Here is a 16988-nt window from a genome sequence, read left to right as displayed (position 1 = left end):
GGTGGTTGAGCAGGACATTCACGTCGCGCTGTATCCGCTGCAGGGGATGTGACAGCCGGTGGGCGCTCCCGCCGGAGCCCGAGAGAATGAGCCGGACGTCAATTCAGGATCCAGCGGCGGTGCGGGCGGAAGCACCGCGACCGCTTCCGCGAATCCGGACGCACCCCCGAAGGAGGGCCTGAAGATTGCGTTCCTGCCGAAGCAGCTGAACAACTCCTACTTCACGGTCACGGACCGCGGCGGGAAGACAGCTGTCGGCGAGTTCAAGGGCGTCTTCTCCGAAGTGGGGCCGTCCGAGGCCAGCGCCTCCAGCCAGGTCAGCTACATCAACACCCTCACGCAGCAGGGAACGGATGTCATCGCGACGTCGGCCAACGATCCCAAGGCGATCTGCTCGGCCCTGGACGAGGCACGCAGCGGCGGAGCCAAGGTTGTTACCTTCGACTCCGACACCGACCCGGAATGCCGTGACATCTACATCAACCAGGCAACGGCAGAGGGCATCGCCGCCACCCAAGTGAAGCTGATCTCCGAAGCCATCGGAGCCGACGGCGGCGACATCGTCATCCTGTCGGCCACGGCCAACGCGACCAACCGGAACGCCTGGATTGCGCTGATGAAGAAGGAACTGGAAAAGCCCGAGTACTCCAAGCTGAAGCTGGTGGCCACGGTTTACGGCGATGACAACGCCCAGAAGTCACAGCAGGAAGTCCAGGCGCTACTGCAGCAGCACCCGACGCTCAAGGGCATCATCTCCCCCACCACTGTTGGCGTGGCTGCCGCGGCGCAGTACCTGGCCGGCTCTGAGTACAAGGGCAAGGTCCAGCTCACCGGCCTCGGCTTCCCCAGCCAGCTCAAGGAGTTCGTCAAGAACGGCACGATGAAGTCGTTCGCGCTGTGGGACGTCGAGAAGCTCGGTTACCTCACCGCGTACGCCGGCGCTGCCCTCGCCTCCGCCAGATCACCGGCGCCGAAGGCGAAAAGTTCAAGGCCGGCGACCTGGGCGAATTCGAAGTCGGAGCCAACGGCGTCGTCCTGCTCGGGGACCCCACGGTCTTCACCGCCGACAACGTGGATAAGTTCAACTTCTAGCAGACAGCCGGGCCGGGTGGGGAAGTACCCACCCGGCCGGCAACACTGACTCATAGACCGCGGGCTTGCTCCGCCTCCGGCTCCTTCTGGGGCACAGGCGGGACCCGCAGGCTGCCATACCGTTCCATGCGGTGCCAGCGGAGGTGCACACCCGCCAGCGCCGTGACAACGGACTGGATGACCACCAGGTACATAAGTTGCCGGTATACGAACTGCTGGAGCGGGAGCGTCCAGAGCGGTCCCAGGCGCTCCTTGTCGAGCCGGAATGCGTAAGCGGCCATGAGCAACTGAACCGCGAGGAACACGAGCCACAGGACGGCGATGCGCAACGGGTCAAGGAAGAGCAGGCCGTAGATGGCGAAGACGTCAACGACAGGTGCGAACAGCGGAAGAAGGACTTGGAGCACGAGGAGGTAGCCAAGGCCCCGGCGCCCGAGTTTGCCGGCCTGTCCACCCTGCATGATCGCGCCGCGGTGCTTCCACATGGCCTGAAGGGTCCCATAGCACCAGCGGTACCGCTGCTTCCACAAAGCGCCGAGCGTGGCCGGCGCCTCAGTCCATGCCCGCGCGTCGTCCTGATACACGACGCGCCAGCCATCGCGGCACAGCGACATCGTCAGATCCGTGTCTTCGGCAAGAGTCTCGTCACTCACGCCGCCCACCCCGATGAGTGCGTCGCGGCGGAACCCGCCGATGGCTCCCGGTACGGTTGGCATGCATTCGGCGACGTCGAATAGGCGGCGGTCCAGGTTAAACCCGACGACATATTCAATGTGCTGCCATGCCCCGAGGACGCCGCCGCGGTTGGCGACCTTCGTGTTCCCTGAGACCGCGCCTACCCTGGGATCGGCGAACGGTTGGATGAGCGCTTGGACAGTGTCGGGCTCGAAGACGGTGTCGCCGTCGACCATGACGACAAGATCGTGGGCGGCGGCGGCTAACCCGGCGTTGAGGGCCGACGGCTTGCCGCCGTTTTCTTTCCGGATGAGCGTCACGCCGGGAAGTCTGAGGGACTCCACAATGTCCGCGGTACCGTCCGTTGACCCGTCGTCCACGACGATAATCTCGACGGGATGCGTCGAGGCGGCAATGGACCGCACAGCGGCCTCGATCCCTGCCGACTCGTTGTACGCAGGGACGATGACTGTCACGGGTTCGGTAATTGCCGGTCCATCCAGGGCTCTGCTGGCCAGTTGCTTGCGGCGTGCCCCTCGGCGGTGCCTCACGGCGGCGCCCACGACCAGGACGGCCCGGACGAAGGTCACGATCCCGCTTGCCACGAGTGCCCACGAGATTGCCGTCACGAGCCAGTCGCTGAGCCTGATGCCCCAGATGAAAGCGGTCCCGGTGGCCTGCTCATTTGGTGTGGCCTGCCGTGTGCTGGACACACCAATCGCATCGCCGACCGTGGTCACCTGGTAGCCCTGCCCGTCGAGGCGCGAGAGAAGCCCGTCCAGTGCTGTGACGGTCTGGCCGCGGTCGCCGCCGCCGTCGTGCATGAGTAGCACCTGGCCCTGGTTTCCGGATGGCGCGAGGTTCCGCGCAATCGAATCAGCGCCTGGCCGTTCCCAGTCCTTGCTGTCCTTCGTGGTCAGCACGGTGAGATATCCCTCGTCCGCTGCGGCGCGGATCGACGCCCACGACGAGTCGGTGACGGCGTTGTTCGCGGAGCTGAACGGCGGCCGCAGCAAGGATGCTGCCTGCCCGGTGAGGCCCATTATGACCTGCTGGGCGCCCTGCACCTCGAGTTTCTGGCGCCAGTCCGGCGACCACCCGAGATCTGCGTGCGTGAGGGTATGGACCCCGATCTCGTGGCCCTCCGTGACCATGCGCCGGACGAGGTCGGGATGGTCGATCGCCGCCGTGCCGACCACGAAGAACGTCGCATGGACGTGATGCTTCTTCAGGACGTCGAGGATCTGTGGCGTCCAGACCGGGTCCGGGCCGTCGTCGAACGTCAGTGCGAGAGTGCGGTCCGGCGGGCGCACGGTGCGGACGCTTCCTTCGCGGGCGTCGATGACCGGGCCGCCTTTGGATATGGAACTGGGGACGCCGGCGGCCGAACCGACGGTGGAGATGGAATCATCGCTGATACCGGCCAGGTGGTGCAGGTATCCTTGCACCACCAAGGCAAAGGCGACGGCGACGAGAACCGCGCAGAGTACCAGCCAGTGCGGGCGGACCGTGACGGAGTTTCTTGCCTGACGGTGCCGGCTCACGGATGCGGGGGCGGAGTCGGAGCCGGGCGGGAGGCCTGTCCCGGAGCCGTTTCGGACTTCCCGGGTTCAATCGACGAATCGGTCGACGCCGGGGCCGGCATCTGCGGGGCCGCGTCCTGAGCCGCCGGTGCAGGCTTCGCGGCGGCATTGGCCCGTCCCGCGCTGGCTGGCTGGGATACCTGGGCCTTGGAGCCGGGCGCGGCGGGAGCTGCTGGCGCGGCAGGAGCTGCTGTCGCGGCCGGAGCACCGGTCGCCGTTAGCCCAACCGGAACTGCCCCGGCGTCCGGGAGGGTCCCGCCGTCCTGACCAGAGTTTGCCGCAGGCGGCTTGGACGTGGATGGCGCCGGATCAGCCGGAACCGTCTTTTCCGCACGGGGACCGCCCAGCACGGGCTGCGGAAGATACGGTGCCACGATGTTTGGTCCGCCGAAAAAGGCGAGCAGGAAAAGAACCCCGTATCCCGCCACGAGAGCGAGCGTGACGACTCCGGCCACGCGTGCACGGCGCAGCCGCCTTCCGGAATTGTCAACGAAAACAGGGCCGGGTGCAGGCACTCCAGACCGCTCGGGGGTACCTCTGAAAGCCGCCATAACGGTACACATCGTAGGCGGGTGGCCTTACGGATCTCAAACCAGCCGTCTGCGTTCCAGCCACGCACAGGACTCTTTATCGCTTTTTCGACGGACGTTGCACAGGCCTTCCTCCAGGCGCGTGCAGGCTTGTCCTCACCCTCGTCCAAGGAGCCTTTGCAGGGCTAAGCGCGCAGATGTGCCGGGGCTTTGGTGACTTTCTCTATGTCGGCCGCGGTGACCTCAATTAGCTGATGCGCCAGGTCCGCCAGAGCGCGGGCCGTCGCCAGTTCATCCCCGATCTCGGGGTAATCGGAGTCTGCCGGGTTCAGCCTGGCCATCCCGATACCTTCCAGTTCAGGCCTGTTCCCGGCGCGCAATCGCGCCGTGGCCCTCGTCTGGCCTTCGTGTTCGTCGATTGCGATGTTCACCGACCAGCTTTTTTCTTGCATGGTGGTCGCCTCCTCCATCCAAATTCCACCATGCCAAGCCCAAGGCAAGCCGTCAAGGGTCGGAAAACTCCCCTGCGGACACTCCGCCGAAAGGCCTTGAACAGGCCTCGTCACGAGGCCTGCGCTGGGGAATGGCGGACTGAAACGGATTAACTCAGGTCGGACTCCCTGGCGGCCCGTTGAGCACGGTGGGGGCGTACTCGAGCAGCTGGAGCCGGCCGTCGAACGTCCTGCTGTCAACCATCTCGAGCGCGACGTCCGGATAGCCATCGTAGATCCGTTCCCTGCCGGTGCGGCCCGTGATCACCGGGAAGACGACCAACCGGAAGCGGTCCACCAGGCCGGCAGTCAGCAGCGACCGGCAGAGGCTGAGGCTGCCAAGGGTGCTCAAGGGCCTGGTCCCGGTCCGTTTCATCTCCCTCACAGCCTCGACGGCGTCGCCCGTGACCAGCTCCGAGTTGGGCCACGTCAGGGGTGCCTGCAGGGTGGAGGAGAAGACCACCTTGGGCACGGCCTCGAGGCCGGTCAGGGCGGCTCCCTCATCCTTGGAGAATCCCGAGCCCTCGGCAGCGGCCTCCCCGGACATGCTGGACATCACGCGATACGTGTTCGCCCCCAGGAGGAACGTGTAGCCCTTCTCCCCCTCCTGCTCGAGCCAGCCCAGGTATTCCGGACCTTCCAAACCCCACCAGCCCGGCCACCCCTCGGCCGAGGCGTACCCGTCCAGGGAAATGATGAGGTCCACCATCAGGTCTGCTGACGACGTCTCTGCCGTTGCCTCGCCCATGTCCGTCTCCTCAATCTGATCGACGTTAGTGGCCGGCCGGGACGCTGCGCCGTCGACGCCCGTGCCGGCAATGCTATCCATGGAGCGACCGGGCGTTCAAGGGCCGGCGGAATCCCCGTCCCGGCGGGCTGGAGTGCAGGGCCGCGCGCCGCACCTGACCGAGGGTAAGTGCTCTGGAAACTGCTGCAGGAAGGTGCCAAGGTGAAGACGTGGAGTGAACCGCCCGGCACTCAAGCAACGGAGCATGTCATGAATCTCGACGATCTGGTCTTCCACCCTTGGGCCGTGCAGGGGCCGCGCGAGGTGCCGACGCTGATCGGCGGGTCAGGCAGCCACGTCTTCGACGCCGACGGACGGCGCTACCTGGACTTCAGTTCGCAGCTGGTGTTCACCAACCTCGGCCACCAGCATCCCCGCATCGTCGCTGCGATCAAGGAGCAAGCTGACCGCTTGTGCACCCTCGCACCCGGCCACGCATCCGATGTCCGGGGTGAGGCAGCGCGGCTGATAGTGGAGGTCGCACCGGAGCATCTCGGGCACGTGCTGTTCACCACCGGCGGGACAGAGGCCATCGAGCATGCGGTGCGGATGGCGCGTCTTTACACGGGACGGCCCAAGGTGCTCGCCGCTTACCGCTCCTATCATGGCTCGACCAGCACATCGATCCACCTCACGGGCGACCCGCGCCGCTGGGCCTCGGACACGGGGGCGGCGGGCGCTGTCCATTTCTTTGGCCCTTTCCTGTACCGGTCGGCCTTCGGATCCCAGACGCCGGAGGAAGAGTGCGAGCGGGCGCTGGCCCATCTTGGGCAGGTGATCCTTTTGGAAGGCCCGTCGACCATCGCCGGCCTGGTCCTGGAATCGGTCATCGGCAGTTCGGGTGTCATCGTGCCGCCACCCGGGTACCTGCGCGGGGTTCGCGAGTTGTGCGACCGCCACGGCATCGTTTACATCGCCGACGAGGTGATGGTTGGCTTCTGCCGCACGGGAGCCTGGTTCGGCGTGGACCACGATGGTGTGGCACCCGACCTGCTGGCGTTCGCGAAGGGTGTTAACTCCGGGTACGTTCCGCTGGGCGGTGTGCTGGTCAGTGACACGATCTATGAGATGTTCACCAAACGCCCCTACCCGGCGGGCATGACGTACAGCGGCCACCCTCTGGCCTGCGCAGCAGCCGTCGGCGCCATCACCGCCATGCACGAGGAAGACACCGCCGCGGCAGCTGCCCGCCTCGGCGCGGATGTCCTTGGACCAGCACTCAGGCAGCTTGCCGAGAAGCACGAGTCCGTCGGGGATGTGCGGGGCATCGGAGGCCTCTGGAGCCTGGAGCTGGTCCGCGACCGGCAGACGAAAGAGCCCCTCGTGCCCGCAGGAGCCTCACCCGCTGACAACGCGCCGATGGTTGCCGTCGCCAAGGCGTGCCTGAACAGGGGGCTTTTGCCGCTGGTGCAGGGCAACCGTGTCAATGTCGCTCCACCCCTCAACGTGACCGGCCCTGATGCGGCCGCGGGCCTGGCTATCCTGGACGAGGCACTGTCTGTGGCCGACGCGTACCTGAGCTAAACCTGCGTGCACCGGTTCGTCGCTGCCCCGGCCGGTGCGTTGCCGACCAGGTCAGGACAGCACGCGGTAGGTCACGTGCGTGACCAGTGACGCTGCCCGCGAACTCACCTGCTCAAGCTTCAGCGGCGGGACGCCCTCGAACAGCCGGGTGCCGGCGCCGAACGTGAGCGGCGCAATGTGCAGGCGCAGCTCGTCGATCAGGCCGGCTGCGAGGTACTGGTTGATCGTGGTCGCGCCGCCCCCGATCGCCACATCGTCGTCGCCGGCCACCGCGCGCGCCTGGGCCAGCGCCGACTCAATGCCGTCCGTAACGAAGTGGTACGTGGTGCCGCCGTCCATCGGTTGCGGTTCGCGCGCGTGGTGCGTGAGCACGAATACCGGGGCGTGGAACGGCGGATCATCGCCCCACCAGCCGTTCCACTGCCGGTTCCACTCACCTCGCACCGGGCCGAACATGTTGCGGCCCATGATGAATGCCTTGGCGGCAACGATCCGGTCGATCTCCGTCCGATTTTCGTCGGGAGTTTTGAACATCCAGCCGTGCAGTCCGTCACCGGAACCGTCGCCGCCGTCGTCGCCGAACGGGCGCTGTTCAGTCTGGTTGAGCCCGGCCGAGTATCCGTCGGCTGTGACGGTGATGTCGCAGACCACCCTGCCCATACCTTCAGTCATTGCTCTACCCTTCTCATGGCGTTATCCATCGCTTCACGGTGAGCTTCCTTGCAAGCATCAGCATAGACAGCCGCTGCACCGTGTCCAGCGTTAAAGCGCATGTGAGAAGACCCTCACAGGCTTCTCATGCGTGTCTCAGGTGCGCGGGCCACCATGGGAGGTGTCGAAGGCGAGAAGTCATCCGGGCCCGGCCGTACTCTGGCCCGGGCATCGGGACAAGTCAGGACAGAAAATGCTGAAAGTTCTGGAGAGAACCCACCACCAAGCCGAGCCGGTCGCGTCATCCTTCCTTGTCGATCAGGTTGCGGCGCTGCTCTGTTACGACCCCAGCGTGCGGTCCGGCGCACAGGACGCCTCAGATGCCATGAATGCCGCGGCGGGCCGGGTGTGGTCCGCGCTCGGGGACCGCAGGCTGTTCAACAGGGCTGCGGTGGATGGGCTCCGGGCAGAGCTGGCCTGGCTCACCGAGTCCCTGGCTCCCCTCAGCCACCTCCAGCACCCGCACACCACCCAGGGAAGCGCATACCAAGCGGCATACGACAGAGCCCTCGCCGCCCTGGAATCCGAACGGTACTTCCGGCTGGTCGCCGACCTTCAACAGTTCTGTTCCGCTCCCCCGGTCAGGCAGCCACGGCGCAGGCACCTGTACGGGGGATGACCCAAGTCCGGCAAAGCACCGGATCCCGCCGACCAGGACGTATGATTTCTCCCCGGTGGGTTTCTCCTTCCCGGAACGGCCCGGAGCAGGGCCGACCCGAGGGAAGGAAAAAGTGATCGCTACATGACCGCCAAGCATCCAGAAACCAGTGCGACGGGTCGCAGCGATATTCTGCTCCGCATCGGACGGCTGCTCGGTGATGAGTCCGGGGACTGCACGCGGCCTGTCATCCTGGCGGTTGTGCTGGTACTGGCAGCACTCGGCCTCATCGAAGTGGCCTCCGCTTCATCGGTGGAGTCCGTGGCGGCCGGCAGGGACCCCTACGACCTTCCGCTGAAGCAGGGCATGTGGACGGCAGCCGGCATAGCCATCATGTTCGGCCTGGCCCGTCTACGGACCCGGCACGTCCGCTGGCTCGCCTGGCCGCTTCTGGGGGCCGCCGTCGTAGCGCTCGGCCTGGTGTTCACACCCCTGGGCATGACCGTGAACGGCAACCGGAACTGGCTGGGGTTCGGCGGTTTCACGGTCCAGCCTTCCGAGTTCGCGAAGCTCGCGCTCATCGTCTGGGCAGCGGCCGTCCTGTCCCGCAAGCAGGCACTGCTGCATGAGTGGAAGCACGCCGTCGTCCCGCTGCTCCTGCCGGCCGGCGCCCTCATTATCGGGCTTGTCGCCCTGGGCCATGACTTGGGCACGGCCATGATCATCATGATGATCCTGGCTGCCACGATGTTTTACGGCGGCGTCCGAATGAAGGTCTTCGGTGTCGCCGGGATTCTCTGCGCTGCCGGCTCCCTCATCCTGGCCGCCACGAGCGGTAACCGCGTATCCCGCATTTCGTCGTGGCTTGGTGCAGGTTCCGCTGACGATTCCCAGGGGGTCGGCTACCAGGCGCTGCACGGCCAGTACGCCCTGGCCTCCGGCGGCTGGCTGGGAGTGGGACTGGGGCAGAGCCGGCAAAAATGGAACTGGATCCCCGAGGCCCACAACGACTTCATCTTCACCATCCTTGGCGAAGAACTAGGCTTGGCTGGAACTCTCCTGGTGCTCATGCTGTTTACGGTCCTCGGCATCGCCGTTTTCAAGGTCATAGCCCGGACCCAGGACACGTTCGCCCGCATTGTCTCCTCCAGCGTGATCACCTGGATCATCGGTCAGGCCGTCGTGAACATCGCTATGGTTACCGGCCTGCTCCCGGTTATTGGCGTGCCCCTGCCGTTCATCTCCTACGGCGGCTCCGCCATGGTCTCCTCGATGGCCGGCGTCGGCATGATCCTGGCCGTCACCCGCCCACAGCCTGTTCAAACGGTTCGCACGAAGAGGCAGCGAGCGGCGGTGCACAGCGGCTGAGCGTGGCCCCTAGTCCTGTGCGGACGCCGCATTGGCCTTGGCGGCCGCCTCCGGGGCGGTGCCCTTGCTGTCCGCGGCAGGCATCGCGACGACGGCGGCAACGGTAAGCAGCGCACAGACCAAGACAGCCAGGAATACCGCGGTCGACGCCGACACGATTGTCTGCGGATCGGAAACGCCATTGGGGGCACCGGCGTAGATCGCGTTAGCTACTGCCCCGAAAACGGCGACGCCAATGGAACTGCCGATCGACCGCGCAAAAAGATTTGTGCCGGTGACTACACCGCGCTCATTCCATTCCACGCTTGACTGGGCGGCAATGAGGCTCGGGGTCGCCACCAGTCCCAGTCCAAGTCCGACGACGAAGCAACCTGCCGCTGCCACCAATATGTTGGGTGCGGAGGCAGTGAGGGCCAGAACGGCTGTCCCGATGACCGTGACCGTTACGCCGATCAGGGCGGTCCTCCGGAACCCGATCCGGAGATAGAACCGGCCCGCCTGGGACGCACTGATCGGCCAGCCCACGGTCAGTGCCGCCAAGGCGAGCCCGGCGAAAACCGGGGAGGTCCGGAGGGCTCCTTCGAGGAACGTCGGAACGTAGGAGGTGAGGCCAAGCATGACCGCGCCGACGCCGAACGAGATCATCGCCGTCGTCGCCAGCAGCGGACGGGACACGACCCACGGCGGCAGGACCGGCTCCGCTGCCCGCCTCTCCACGAGAAGGAACGCAGCGAACAGCAGAGCTCCGGCGGCAAAGACGGCGATGCTGATGGAGGAGTTCCAGGCCCACGCCTGGCCGCCCTCGAGGGCCCCGAGGATGAGCAGGCTGAGGGAAAATGTCAGCAGTGCCGCCCCCAGATAGTCGACCCGGTGCTTCGCGCGCTCCACATTCTCGTGGAACGTCCGGACCAGCATCCACCCTGCGAGCAGGCAAAGCGGGATATTCACCAGGAAAATGCCACGCCAGATGCCCAGCGAGGAGAACACGCCTCCGAGCGTCGGTCCAACGACGGAGGAGACCGCCCACACGCTGGCAAGGTAGCCCTGCACCTTTGCCCGCTCGGTCAGCGTGTAGATATCGCCGGCGATGGTGATCGCCACCGGCTGGACTGCTCCCGCGCCCAGGCCCTGCAGCACGCGGAAGGCGATGAGCGCCGGCATGCTCCAGGCCACTCCGCACAGGATCGAACCGAGCAGGAAAAGACCGATACCGCTGAGGATGATCGGCTTACGGCCGACGACGTCCGAGAGCTTCGCGTACACCGGCACCGAGACGGCCTGCGCCAGCAGATAGGCCGAAAAAAGCCACGGAAAGGAAGTGAACCCGCCAACGTCATCCACGATCGAAGGCACCGCCGTCGCAACGATCGTCGAATCGATCGCCACCAGGCCTGTCGAGAGCATCAGGGCAATAAGGATGGGTCCCCGCCGGGAACGGAAGCCGATTCCTTCGGCAGTCGTCGTCGTCATTAATCTCATTCCCGTGGTCAGCCAAGCGGGGTGCGTGCGCGCAGCCCTGTTGGGCCCCAACGGCATAACTACGCCAACGGCCGAATTAGTCCCGCAACCAAGGGAGATTGTTCCAGTTCCTCGGCATCGACAAGACGTCGTCCTCCGCACAGCGGGGTCTTTAGGGAAACTTGGCCAAAACCTGTTCAAATCTGGTTCATTGACCCGGGCCTGGCCGAATTCCTCGCAGCAGCCCCCAACATGGCACGCGCCCTCAAAGCCGTCCTGAACCTGGACCTTGGCGAACTGGCCGAGCGGCTGGTCCGCGCGGAGATCAGCGCCATCTTGCACTAGCCGGAGGGCCGGGATGCGCATCCGCACCCCGGCTCCTCAAGACCGACATACCGAAGCCGTGTCTTTATTGCTGGCCGAACCGGCGCCGGTTAGGCGTTGAAGATCACGAAGAACTTCCGGATACGTTCCTGGATTTCCCAGGTTCCTTTCCACCCAATGGGGAAGAAGCCTGCGGTTCCCGCCTCCAGGGTGACCGGTTCGCCGCCATCCTCGGTGGCCACCATGCGCCCTTCGAGGACGTGAATGACCTCGCCGCGCTCCAAGAACTCCCACCGCGAGATGCCCGGTTCGGCTTCCCAGACCCCGGAGAGGATGCGGGAGTCGTCGCTGGTGAAGGGAACACCAATCCTCGTTGGAATCTCGTCGCCTATCACCTCGGCCAAGGGAGGGCCGAGCGGAGCTTCGTCTAGTTTCCCCTTGAAGAGTTCAGTGGGCTGGAAGGTTTTGCTCATTGGATCTGCCTTTCTGCTGCACTCGCCGGTGAAGCTTCCGGCGAGCGGGTGACGATGCCGCTGCCCAGTCGGGCAGCGGTTGAATCTTCAGCCGCCCTGGAGGGTTCAGCATATGGCGGTCAAATGCACTCCCCCTCCCCAAGGGTGGGCCTGAGATCCATCTTTCTGTCATTTGCAGGCAAATAAAACACCTATTCGGGATGGTTTAAACCACCCTTTTGGGTTGGCCGCAGAGAGGACAGTCGTGGCGGGCTGGTCAGCACGCACTTTTGGGGAGTCAGACTTTTGCTTCGGTAGCCAGGCTCAGCAGATCCACTCCGTGCATGGCATCAGCTGCCCGAACGAGTGCCAGATGCGAGAACGCCTGCGGGAAGTTGCCGGCCATCCGTCCCTCCTTGGTGGCGTACTCCTCGCTCAGCAGGCCCAGTTCATTGGAAAAGCCCACCAGTTTGTCCATGAGGTTCCTCGCCTCAAATTTGCGGCCCGTGCGCGCGTACTGCTCAACCAGCCAAAAGGAACACGCTAGGAAGGGATGTTCCCCCGGGTCCAGCCCGTCGACGCCGGTCTCGGTGCGGTACCGCAACAACAGACCGTCGTCGGTGAGGAGTTCCTCCTCCAGCCGCGCAACGGTTCCCAGCATCCGGTCGTCGTTGTACGGAAGAAACCCAACCTGGGGCATGACGAGCAAGGCTGCGTCGGTCTGCCCTCCGCCGTAGGTCTGCGTGAAGGAGTTGAGGTCCGGGTCGAATCCTTCGCGCAGTATTTCCGTCCGCAGCTGCCCGCGCAGGTGTTCCCAGTGGTCAGCCGGTCCGTCCAGGCCGTGGTTCCGGACAGCACGTATGCCGCAGTCGAAGGCGGCCCACATCATGACCCGTGAATGTGTAAAGAATTGCGGGTCTCCCCGCATTTCCCAGAGTCCAAAGTCTTTGTCCTCGATGTGTTTCTCAACGAAGCCGAGCAGGATTTGCTGCAGCGCCCAGGAGAAGTGGTCTTCCTTGCCGCCAGCCAGGCGGAGCCTTTCAAGCGCCACCATCACTTCCCCCACGACGTCGGCCTGGAACTGTGCGACCGCGGCATTTCCAATGCGCACCGGCCGTGAGTCCTGATAACCGGGCAGATGGTCCAGGACGCTCTCCGGCAGGTCCCGTTCGCCGCCGATGCCATACATGATCTGCAGATCTTCGGGCTCGCCGGCGAGGGCCCGGAGCAACCAGTTGCGCCACTGGAGGGCCTCAGTTTCATAGCCGTGGGTAAGCATGGACTCCAGCGTCAATGCAGCGTCACGCAGCCAGCAGAACCGGTAGTCCCAGTTCCGCGGCCCGCCGAACTCCTCCGGCAAGGAGGTCGTGGGCGCGGCAACGATGCCACCGGTCTCATAATTCGTCAGCGCCCTGAGCACCAACAGCGAACGCTTCACCGCGCCCCCGTAAGGACCGTCTGAACGGCAGTGGCTGCCCCATCGCGTCCAGTAATCGATCGACTGTTCGAGTGCAGCGTCAACGTCGACCGCAGGAGGGACAGGCCGGTGTGAAGGAAACCACGTCAGTTCAAAGTCGACAACCTCTCCTGCGGCTACCCGGAAATCACCCGAGTGCCCATGCGCGTGGGCCTCAGGCAGATGCGGTCCCCGCAGCGCGACGGCGTCCGGGCCTGCCATGGCCAAAAGCACCATTCCACCGGGAGCCGCGCCGTCCTGGATTCGCCTGGACCAGGGCACTACCGTGCCGTAGCGCGGACGGATGATGAGTTCCTGGCAGATCTCCACCTGCCCCTCCAGCCCGGTGACCCGGCGCAGAATCGACGAACCCGTATGCCCCACCGGCATGAAGTCCGTGACCTGGGCCAGGCCCGTGGAGGTCTTCCAGACTGTTTCCAACACAAATGTCGAATCGACGTAATGCCGCTCCACCACTGCTGCTTCGGACTGGCGAGGAGCCAGGAGCCAGCGGCCATGACTCTCGACTCCCACCAGGGAACTAAACAACGACGGGGAGTCGAACCGCGGGAAGCAGAGCCAGTCGATGCTCCCGTTCCGGGCGATCAGAGGCCCGGTTTGGAGATCCGACAGCAGCGCGTAGTCCTCAATGGGAGCAGCCATGGCTTTACTAAAGCACAACCGGCTTGTCCACGTTAGGCTGCAGGCAGAAAAGTGTCCTAGCGGGAATTAGACGCCCAAGAACATACCGCGAGGGGATAAAGACCTCGGTCGCGCCCATACTGTGCAAGGCTGGTATGCATGGATCTGGAGGTGTCGCCCGCGCTCACGATTCCCTCGTCGGAGCTCGCCTGGCGGTTCTCGCGTTCATCAGGGCCAGGCGGGCAACACGTCAACACCTCGGACAGCCGCGTTGAGCTCTCCTGGAACGTTAGAGACTCCACGGCCCTTTCCGACGGCCAACGGCTGATGCTGCTCACGCGTCTCGGCCGACGAATCACCGCCGGGGTGATCACCGTGACCGCCTCCGAGCGGCGCTCCCAACTGCGCAACCGCGAGATCGCCCTCGCCAAGCTCGCAGACCTCCTGGCAGAGGGTCTTGCGCCCGAAGCTGCCCGCCGCCGGGCGACAAAACCCACCCGCGGCTCCAACCGCCGGCGCCTCGCCGCAAAGGAACAACGGGCGGCCACGAAACGGCAACGACAACGACCGTCCGCCGAGTAGCGCCGTCCGCTCGGCAATAATTTTCGGCCGCGAACAGCGGGTGGGTCCACCGCACTAGCTAGCCGAATCGCAGGTCCAGCACGTCCTCCCCGGACTTCCACGTCAGCTCCGGATCAGGACCACGATGATGGAAAAAGCCAAGCAAAGCCCTACCTGCTGTTTCCAGGTCGACCACGAGCCCGCTGGGCACGTGCGCAGGGCCAGAGGGCAGCCGGATCTCGGTCTGGTCTTTCATGTCAACCAAACCAAGCACCCGCCACTCACTCTCATCCTGGAAATTCGCTGTGCAATGCACAATAAAACCCGTCACCGGGCTTCCCATCGCCTCGAACAGCGCCTCATTGCGCTCAACGAAGAATCGTCCTGCCTTCGCGCTGTCCTAAGATGACAGTGCAGCCAGCGACGTTGCTTTGGCACTATCTGTCTGCAGGTCCTCGGCGCCGTTGATCACCCAAACGTCACGCAAAACCCCGCGGCTGCTGTCCGATAATGCCAAGCGAACAATATTTCCCACCATGATCCCAATGGCGTTGGCGGGTATCAACAACGGCCACAGACGCGACCAGGGCTCAGAGAATTGAGAAAGAAAAACGCACTCCCCTGCAACGAGGACGATAAAAGATACCGCTACAAGATTTTCGCGAACCAACCCCCGGACCAAACCGCCCCCCGCAAGGCCGAGGACAACCAAGGCAAACGATCTCCACCCCATCAGAACCCTTGGTCAGCGAAAAAGTAGTAATAAATATTCCTATGGCAAAAGCCAGCGCCAGCGCCAAGAGACCCCAGGCCCCTCGCAAAGAGCGGATAAGCGACGACGAACTCTGTATATCTTTCATATCCTCAATCAGCTGAAACTAGAAATTTTGCGAAATCGAGTCCGCGCCCCAACTGAGCCACCGATAACTCCCGAGCGTACTTCCCACCTCGACTCCCGTCGATCGATTATGACGCCGTGCTGAGAAGAATCAGGGAAGGCATAAAACCCTTCACGTTGCCTATCGGAACCTCCACGGAGTTATCCGCAGCCTGGTCCGCTCGTACCAACACTGCCCGAGCGGGCCGTTGGTGATGTTGCCCGGCCCGCCGGGCACGAGAATTTTCCGTCAAACAATGAAGAACGACCAGGGCGGCACGCCCTGCCGTGCAAATCCTCGAACAGCCCGAATGGTTTCAAGAAATGCATCGGTTCGCTCGATATCCGGAGACCCGTCAGGATGGGCGAAATAAAGGTCGGGGATTCGGCCTGGTCCATTGTCGAGCGAATGAAGGATGCTATGGCAGGCCTCAGACCGTTGCTTCCGACTTAACCCTTTCTGCAATTCATCCGCGCATTGGCGGAACCATGCTGCAGACACATCTTTTTCAAGCTCATCCAGGTGCCCAGACAGCTTCAACAGCAGCGCGACACCCTCATCCAGCCGAATATTTTTCACCTCAACTCCCATTGATGTTTATGACGCCGCGCTTATAAGACTCAGCCCTCCTGCACGTCCAGGAGGCATTCGCCTAATACGTGGTGAGGCGCGTGCCCCTAGCCTCATTGCCCGTCACCCATTCAGGGCCAGACGGTGTCGATCCAGGGGTCTTGAAAAAGTCAGAAAGCGCAGCTTCGACAGACGGGCGATCGTGAACCAACCGCAACGGCATAAAACCGTTCACGTCCCCCATCGGAACCTCCACGGAGTTCTCCGCGGCCTGGTCGGTCCGCACCAACACCGCCCATGAGGCATCCTTGGAAACGTCGGAATTCCGATGACACATCAGCCCCGTTCCCGCACTGCCGGCCACCTCAAGGCGGGCCGACCCATGCTCGACGTACAGGTGCCCGCTTGTGTTCCCGTCGAGGGCCCGCAGCGCAGCACTGGCCGCTTTGCGGGCCTCCGCCACGGGCGCGAATTCCCGGCCGTCCACTTCCCACGCAGCTTCTGCGCCTCTTGCAGCACGCGCAGCACTTGCCTTCGGTTTCGTCGCGGCCAGCCTCCACGCCGCACCCAGGTTGGTACCGGCGACGAAGGCTCCGATCCAGGCGATACCCGCAGAACCGACGGTGTCCGCATTTATAAAGAGGACAACGCAGACTGCCAGCGCCCCGAATAAACACAGCAGCGACACCCACGCGTGACGCGATCCGAAGCGGAAGAGCCATATCCCCAGCGCGGCACCGACGGCCAGGGCCGCGAACGCCTGCCATGGCGCCTCAAGCCGTCCGAAGAGGACGAAGGCAAGCGTCGCGCATAAGAGTACGACGCCAAAAACAAAGTAGCTCATCCCCGACTCGCGCTTGCGGGACCGTCTATTTTTCGTGTTCATCGTTCCTGATCGCACCTACCAACCCAACCCATCTTTAACGAAGTCGCCACCCCAACCGACAGCGAACGCCGGCGTAGGGTCTGGGTTATCGACAACGAACTCAATCACCGTGGTAGTCACTGGCTTCAGACGTAGCCACCCTTAGTTGCGAGACTACCGACCCCTGTCTTGGAATTCAGTCACCAAGCGGCCTGCCATACGGATAGTCCACCCATTCGCCCGGGACGCCGTCCCCGGCCACCGCCTCCGCGCCACGCATGACTGAATGATAATCAGCTGGATAACGTGCGCCCTCCAACACTTCATTTGGATTTACGTTGTTTTGAACTTCTCCATCGCGGAATCGGACGTCATAAGTGAAGTATGTTCTGCCAAATAGCAGGGAACGGCGCTTCCTCGTGA

Annotated in this window: 16 protein-coding genes; 5 read left to right on the top strand and 11 right to left on the bottom strand. The window is 64.0% G+C overall.

Annotated elements, in window-relative coordinates:
* Positions 1-58 precede the first annotated feature (58 nt).
* Positions 59-1141, top strand: coding sequence for a substrate-binding domain-containing protein (locus tag QF036_RS13320; RefSeq protein ID WP_307102541.1), 1083 nt, complete (start codon positions 59-61; stop codon positions 1139-1141).
* Between the two features lies 1 nt (position 1142).
* Here QF036_RS13320 and QF036_RS13315 read toward each other — a convergent pair whose 3' ends face one another.
* The 4 genes from QF036_RS13315 to QF036_RS13300 all read right to left on the bottom strand — a co-directional run bounded on the left by QF036_RS13315 (position 1143) and on the right by QF036_RS13300 (position 5119).
* Positions 1143-3311: a bifunctional polysaccharide deacetylase/glycosyltransferase family 2 protein gene (locus QF036_RS13315; protein WP_307102539.1), complete on the bottom strand. Its 2169-nt coding sequence runs from the start codon at positions 3309-3311 to the stop codon at positions 1143-1145.
* Positions 3308-3901 carry a hypothetical protein gene (locus QF036_RS13310; RefSeq protein WP_307102537.1) on the bottom strand — a complete coding sequence of 198 codons (594 nt, stop codon included), beginning with the start codon at positions 3899-3901 and terminating at the stop codon, positions 3308-3310. Before QF036_RS13310 ends, QF036_RS13315 begins: the two co-directional genes overlap by 4 nt.
* 164 nt (positions 3902-4065) lie before the next feature.
* Positions 4066-4350, bottom strand: a complete 285-nt coding sequence (locus tag QF036_RS13305; RefSeq protein WP_307102536.1) for a DUF1876 domain-containing protein — start codon at positions 4348-4350, stop codon at positions 4066-4068.
* 136 nt (positions 4351-4486) lie between these two features.
* Entirely contained in the window at positions 4487-5119 is a 633-nt protein-coding gene (locus QF036_RS13300; protein ID WP_307105908.1) for a dihydrofolate reductase family protein, read from the bottom strand.
* A 201-nt stretch (positions 5120-5320) separates the two neighbouring features.
* On the opposite strand from QF036_RS13300, the gene QF036_RS13295 reads away from it, so the two are divergent.
* Positions 5321-6682, top strand: coding sequence for an aspartate aminotransferase family protein (locus QF036_RS13295; protein WP_307102534.1), 1362 nt, complete (start codon positions 5321-5323; stop codon positions 6680-6682).
* 51 nt (positions 6683-6733) lie between these two features.
* Here QF036_RS13295 and QF036_RS13290 read toward each other — a convergent pair whose 3' ends face one another.
* Positions 6734-7354, bottom strand: a complete 621-nt coding sequence (locus QF036_RS13290; protein WP_307102532.1) for a dihydrofolate reductase family protein — start codon at positions 7352-7354, stop codon at positions 6734-6736.
* A 232-nt stretch (positions 7355-7586) separates the two neighbouring features.
* On the opposite strand from QF036_RS13290, the gene QF036_RS13285 reads away from it, so the two are divergent.
* Together QF036_RS13285 and ftsW are read left to right on the top strand one after the other, a co-directional pair.
* Positions 7587-8012, top strand: coding sequence for a CHAD domain-containing protein (locus tag QF036_RS13285; protein WP_307102530.1), 426 nt, complete (start codon positions 7587-7589; stop codon positions 8010-8012).
* A gap of 123 nt (positions 8013-8135) precedes the next feature.
* Positions 8136-9359 carry a putative lipid II flippase FtsW gene (gene ftsW / locus QF036_RS13280; protein ID WP_307102528.1) on the top strand — a complete coding sequence of 408 codons (1224 nt, stop codon included), beginning with the start codon at positions 8136-8138 and terminating at the stop codon, positions 9357-9359.
* 9 nt (positions 9360-9368) lie between these two features.
* Here the strand turns inward: ftsW and QF036_RS13275 are convergent, their stop codons facing one another.
* The 3 genes from QF036_RS13275 to QF036_RS13265 form a co-directional block, all read right to left on the bottom strand.
* Positions 9369-10829 (bottom strand): MFS transporter, encoded by a 1461-nt coding sequence (locus QF036_RS13275; RefSeq protein ID WP_307102526.1) that lies wholly within the window; start codon positions 10827-10829, stop codon positions 9369-9371.
* A gap of 422 nt (positions 10830-11251) precedes the next feature.
* A complete protein-coding gene (locus QF036_RS13270; protein ID WP_307102524.1) occupies positions 11252-11614 on the bottom strand; it encodes a cupin domain-containing protein in 363 nt (120 codons plus the stop codon).
* 277 nt (positions 11615-11891) lie between these two features.
* Positions 11892-13712, bottom strand: coding sequence for a glycoside hydrolase family 15 protein (locus QF036_RS13265; RefSeq protein WP_307102522.1), 1821 nt, complete (start codon positions 13710-13712; stop codon positions 11892-11894).
* A gap of 138 nt (positions 13713-13850) precedes the next feature.
* On the opposite strand from QF036_RS13265, the gene arfB reads away from it, so the two are divergent.
* Positions 13851-14273, top strand: coding sequence for an alternative ribosome rescue aminoacyl-tRNA hydrolase ArfB (arfB, locus tag QF036_RS13260; protein ID WP_307102520.1), 423 nt, complete (start codon positions 13851-13853; stop codon positions 14271-14273).
* Positions 14274-14331: 58 nt separating this feature from the next.
* Here the strand turns inward: arfB and QF036_RS13255 are convergent, their stop codons facing one another.
* The 3 genes from QF036_RS13255 to QF036_RS13245 form a co-directional block, all read right to left on the bottom strand.
* The gene (locus tag QF036_RS13255) at positions 14332-14583 is read right to left on the bottom strand and encodes a hypothetical protein (protein ID WP_307102519.1); all 252 of its coding nucleotides are present in this window, start codon (positions 14581-14583) and stop codon (positions 14332-14334) included.
* A gap of 796 nt (positions 14584-15379) precedes the next feature.
* On the bottom strand, positions 15380-15709 hold the full coding sequence (locus tag QF036_RS13250; protein WP_307102517.1) for a hypothetical protein: 330 nt from the start codon (positions 15707-15709) through the stop codon (positions 15380-15382).
* Between the two features lie 73 nt (positions 15710-15782).
* Entirely contained in the window at positions 15783-16586 is an 804-nt protein-coding gene (locus QF036_RS13245) for a hypothetical protein (RefSeq protein WP_307102515.1), read from the bottom strand.
* Positions 16587-16988: the final 402 nt, after the last annotated feature.

The sequence above is a fragment of the Arthrobacter globiformis genome (assembly GCF_030817195.1).
Taxonomy (GTDB): Bacteria; Actinomycetota; Actinomycetes; order Actinomycetales; family Micrococcaceae; genus Arthrobacter; species Arthrobacter globiformis_D.
The sequence above is the reverse complement of the archived record's forward strand: the minus strand, read 5'-3'. Positions and strand labels throughout refer to the sequence as shown.

What these genes read in the sequence shown, in the direction of transcription:
- QF036_RS13310 (WP_307102537.1), bottom strand. Translation starts at nt 3,901, where the DNA reads ATGGCGGCTTTCAGAGGTACCCCCGAGCGGTCTGGAGTGCCTGCACCC.
- QF036_RS13305 (WP_307102536.1), bottom strand. Translation starts at nt 4,350, where the DNA reads ATGGAGGAGGCGACCACCATGCAAGAAAAAAGCTGGTCGGTGAACATC.
- QF036_RS13300 (WP_307105908.1), bottom strand. Translation starts at nt 5,119, where the DNA reads ATGGGCGAGGCAACGGCAGAGACGTCGTCAGCAGACCTGATGGTGGAC.
- QF036_RS13290 (WP_307102532.1), bottom strand. Translation starts at nt 7,354, where the DNA reads ATGACTGAAGGTATGGGCAGGGTGGTCTGCGACATCACCGTCACAGCC.
- QF036_RS13285 (WP_307102530.1), top strand. Translation starts at nt 7,587, where the DNA reads ATGCTGAAAGTTCTGGAGAGAACCCACCACCAAGCCGAGCCGGTCGCG.
- ftsW (WP_307102528.1), top strand. Translation starts at nt 8,136, where the DNA reads ATGACCGCCAAGCATCCAGAAACCAGTGCGACGGGTCGCAGCGATATT.
- QF036_RS13275 (WP_307102526.1), bottom strand. Translation starts at nt 10,829, where the DNA reads ATGACGACGACGACTGCCGAAGGAATCGGCTTCCGTTCCCGGCGGGGA.
- QF036_RS13270 (WP_307102524.1), bottom strand. Translation starts at nt 11,614, where the DNA reads ATGAGCAAAACCTTCCAGCCCACTGAACTCTTCAAGGGGAAACTAGAC.
- QF036_RS13265 (WP_307102522.1), bottom strand. Translation starts at nt 13,712, where the DNA reads ATGGCTGCTCCCATTGAGGACTACGCGCTGCTGTCGGATCTCCAAACC.
- arfB (WP_307102520.1), top strand. Translation starts at nt 13,851, where the DNA reads ATGGATCTGGAGGTGTCGCCCGCGCTCACGATTCCCTCGTCGGAGCTC.
- QF036_RS13245 (WP_307102515.1), bottom strand. Translation starts at nt 16,586, where the DNA reads ATGAACACGAAAAATAGACGGTCCCGCAAGCGCGAGTCGGGGATGAGC.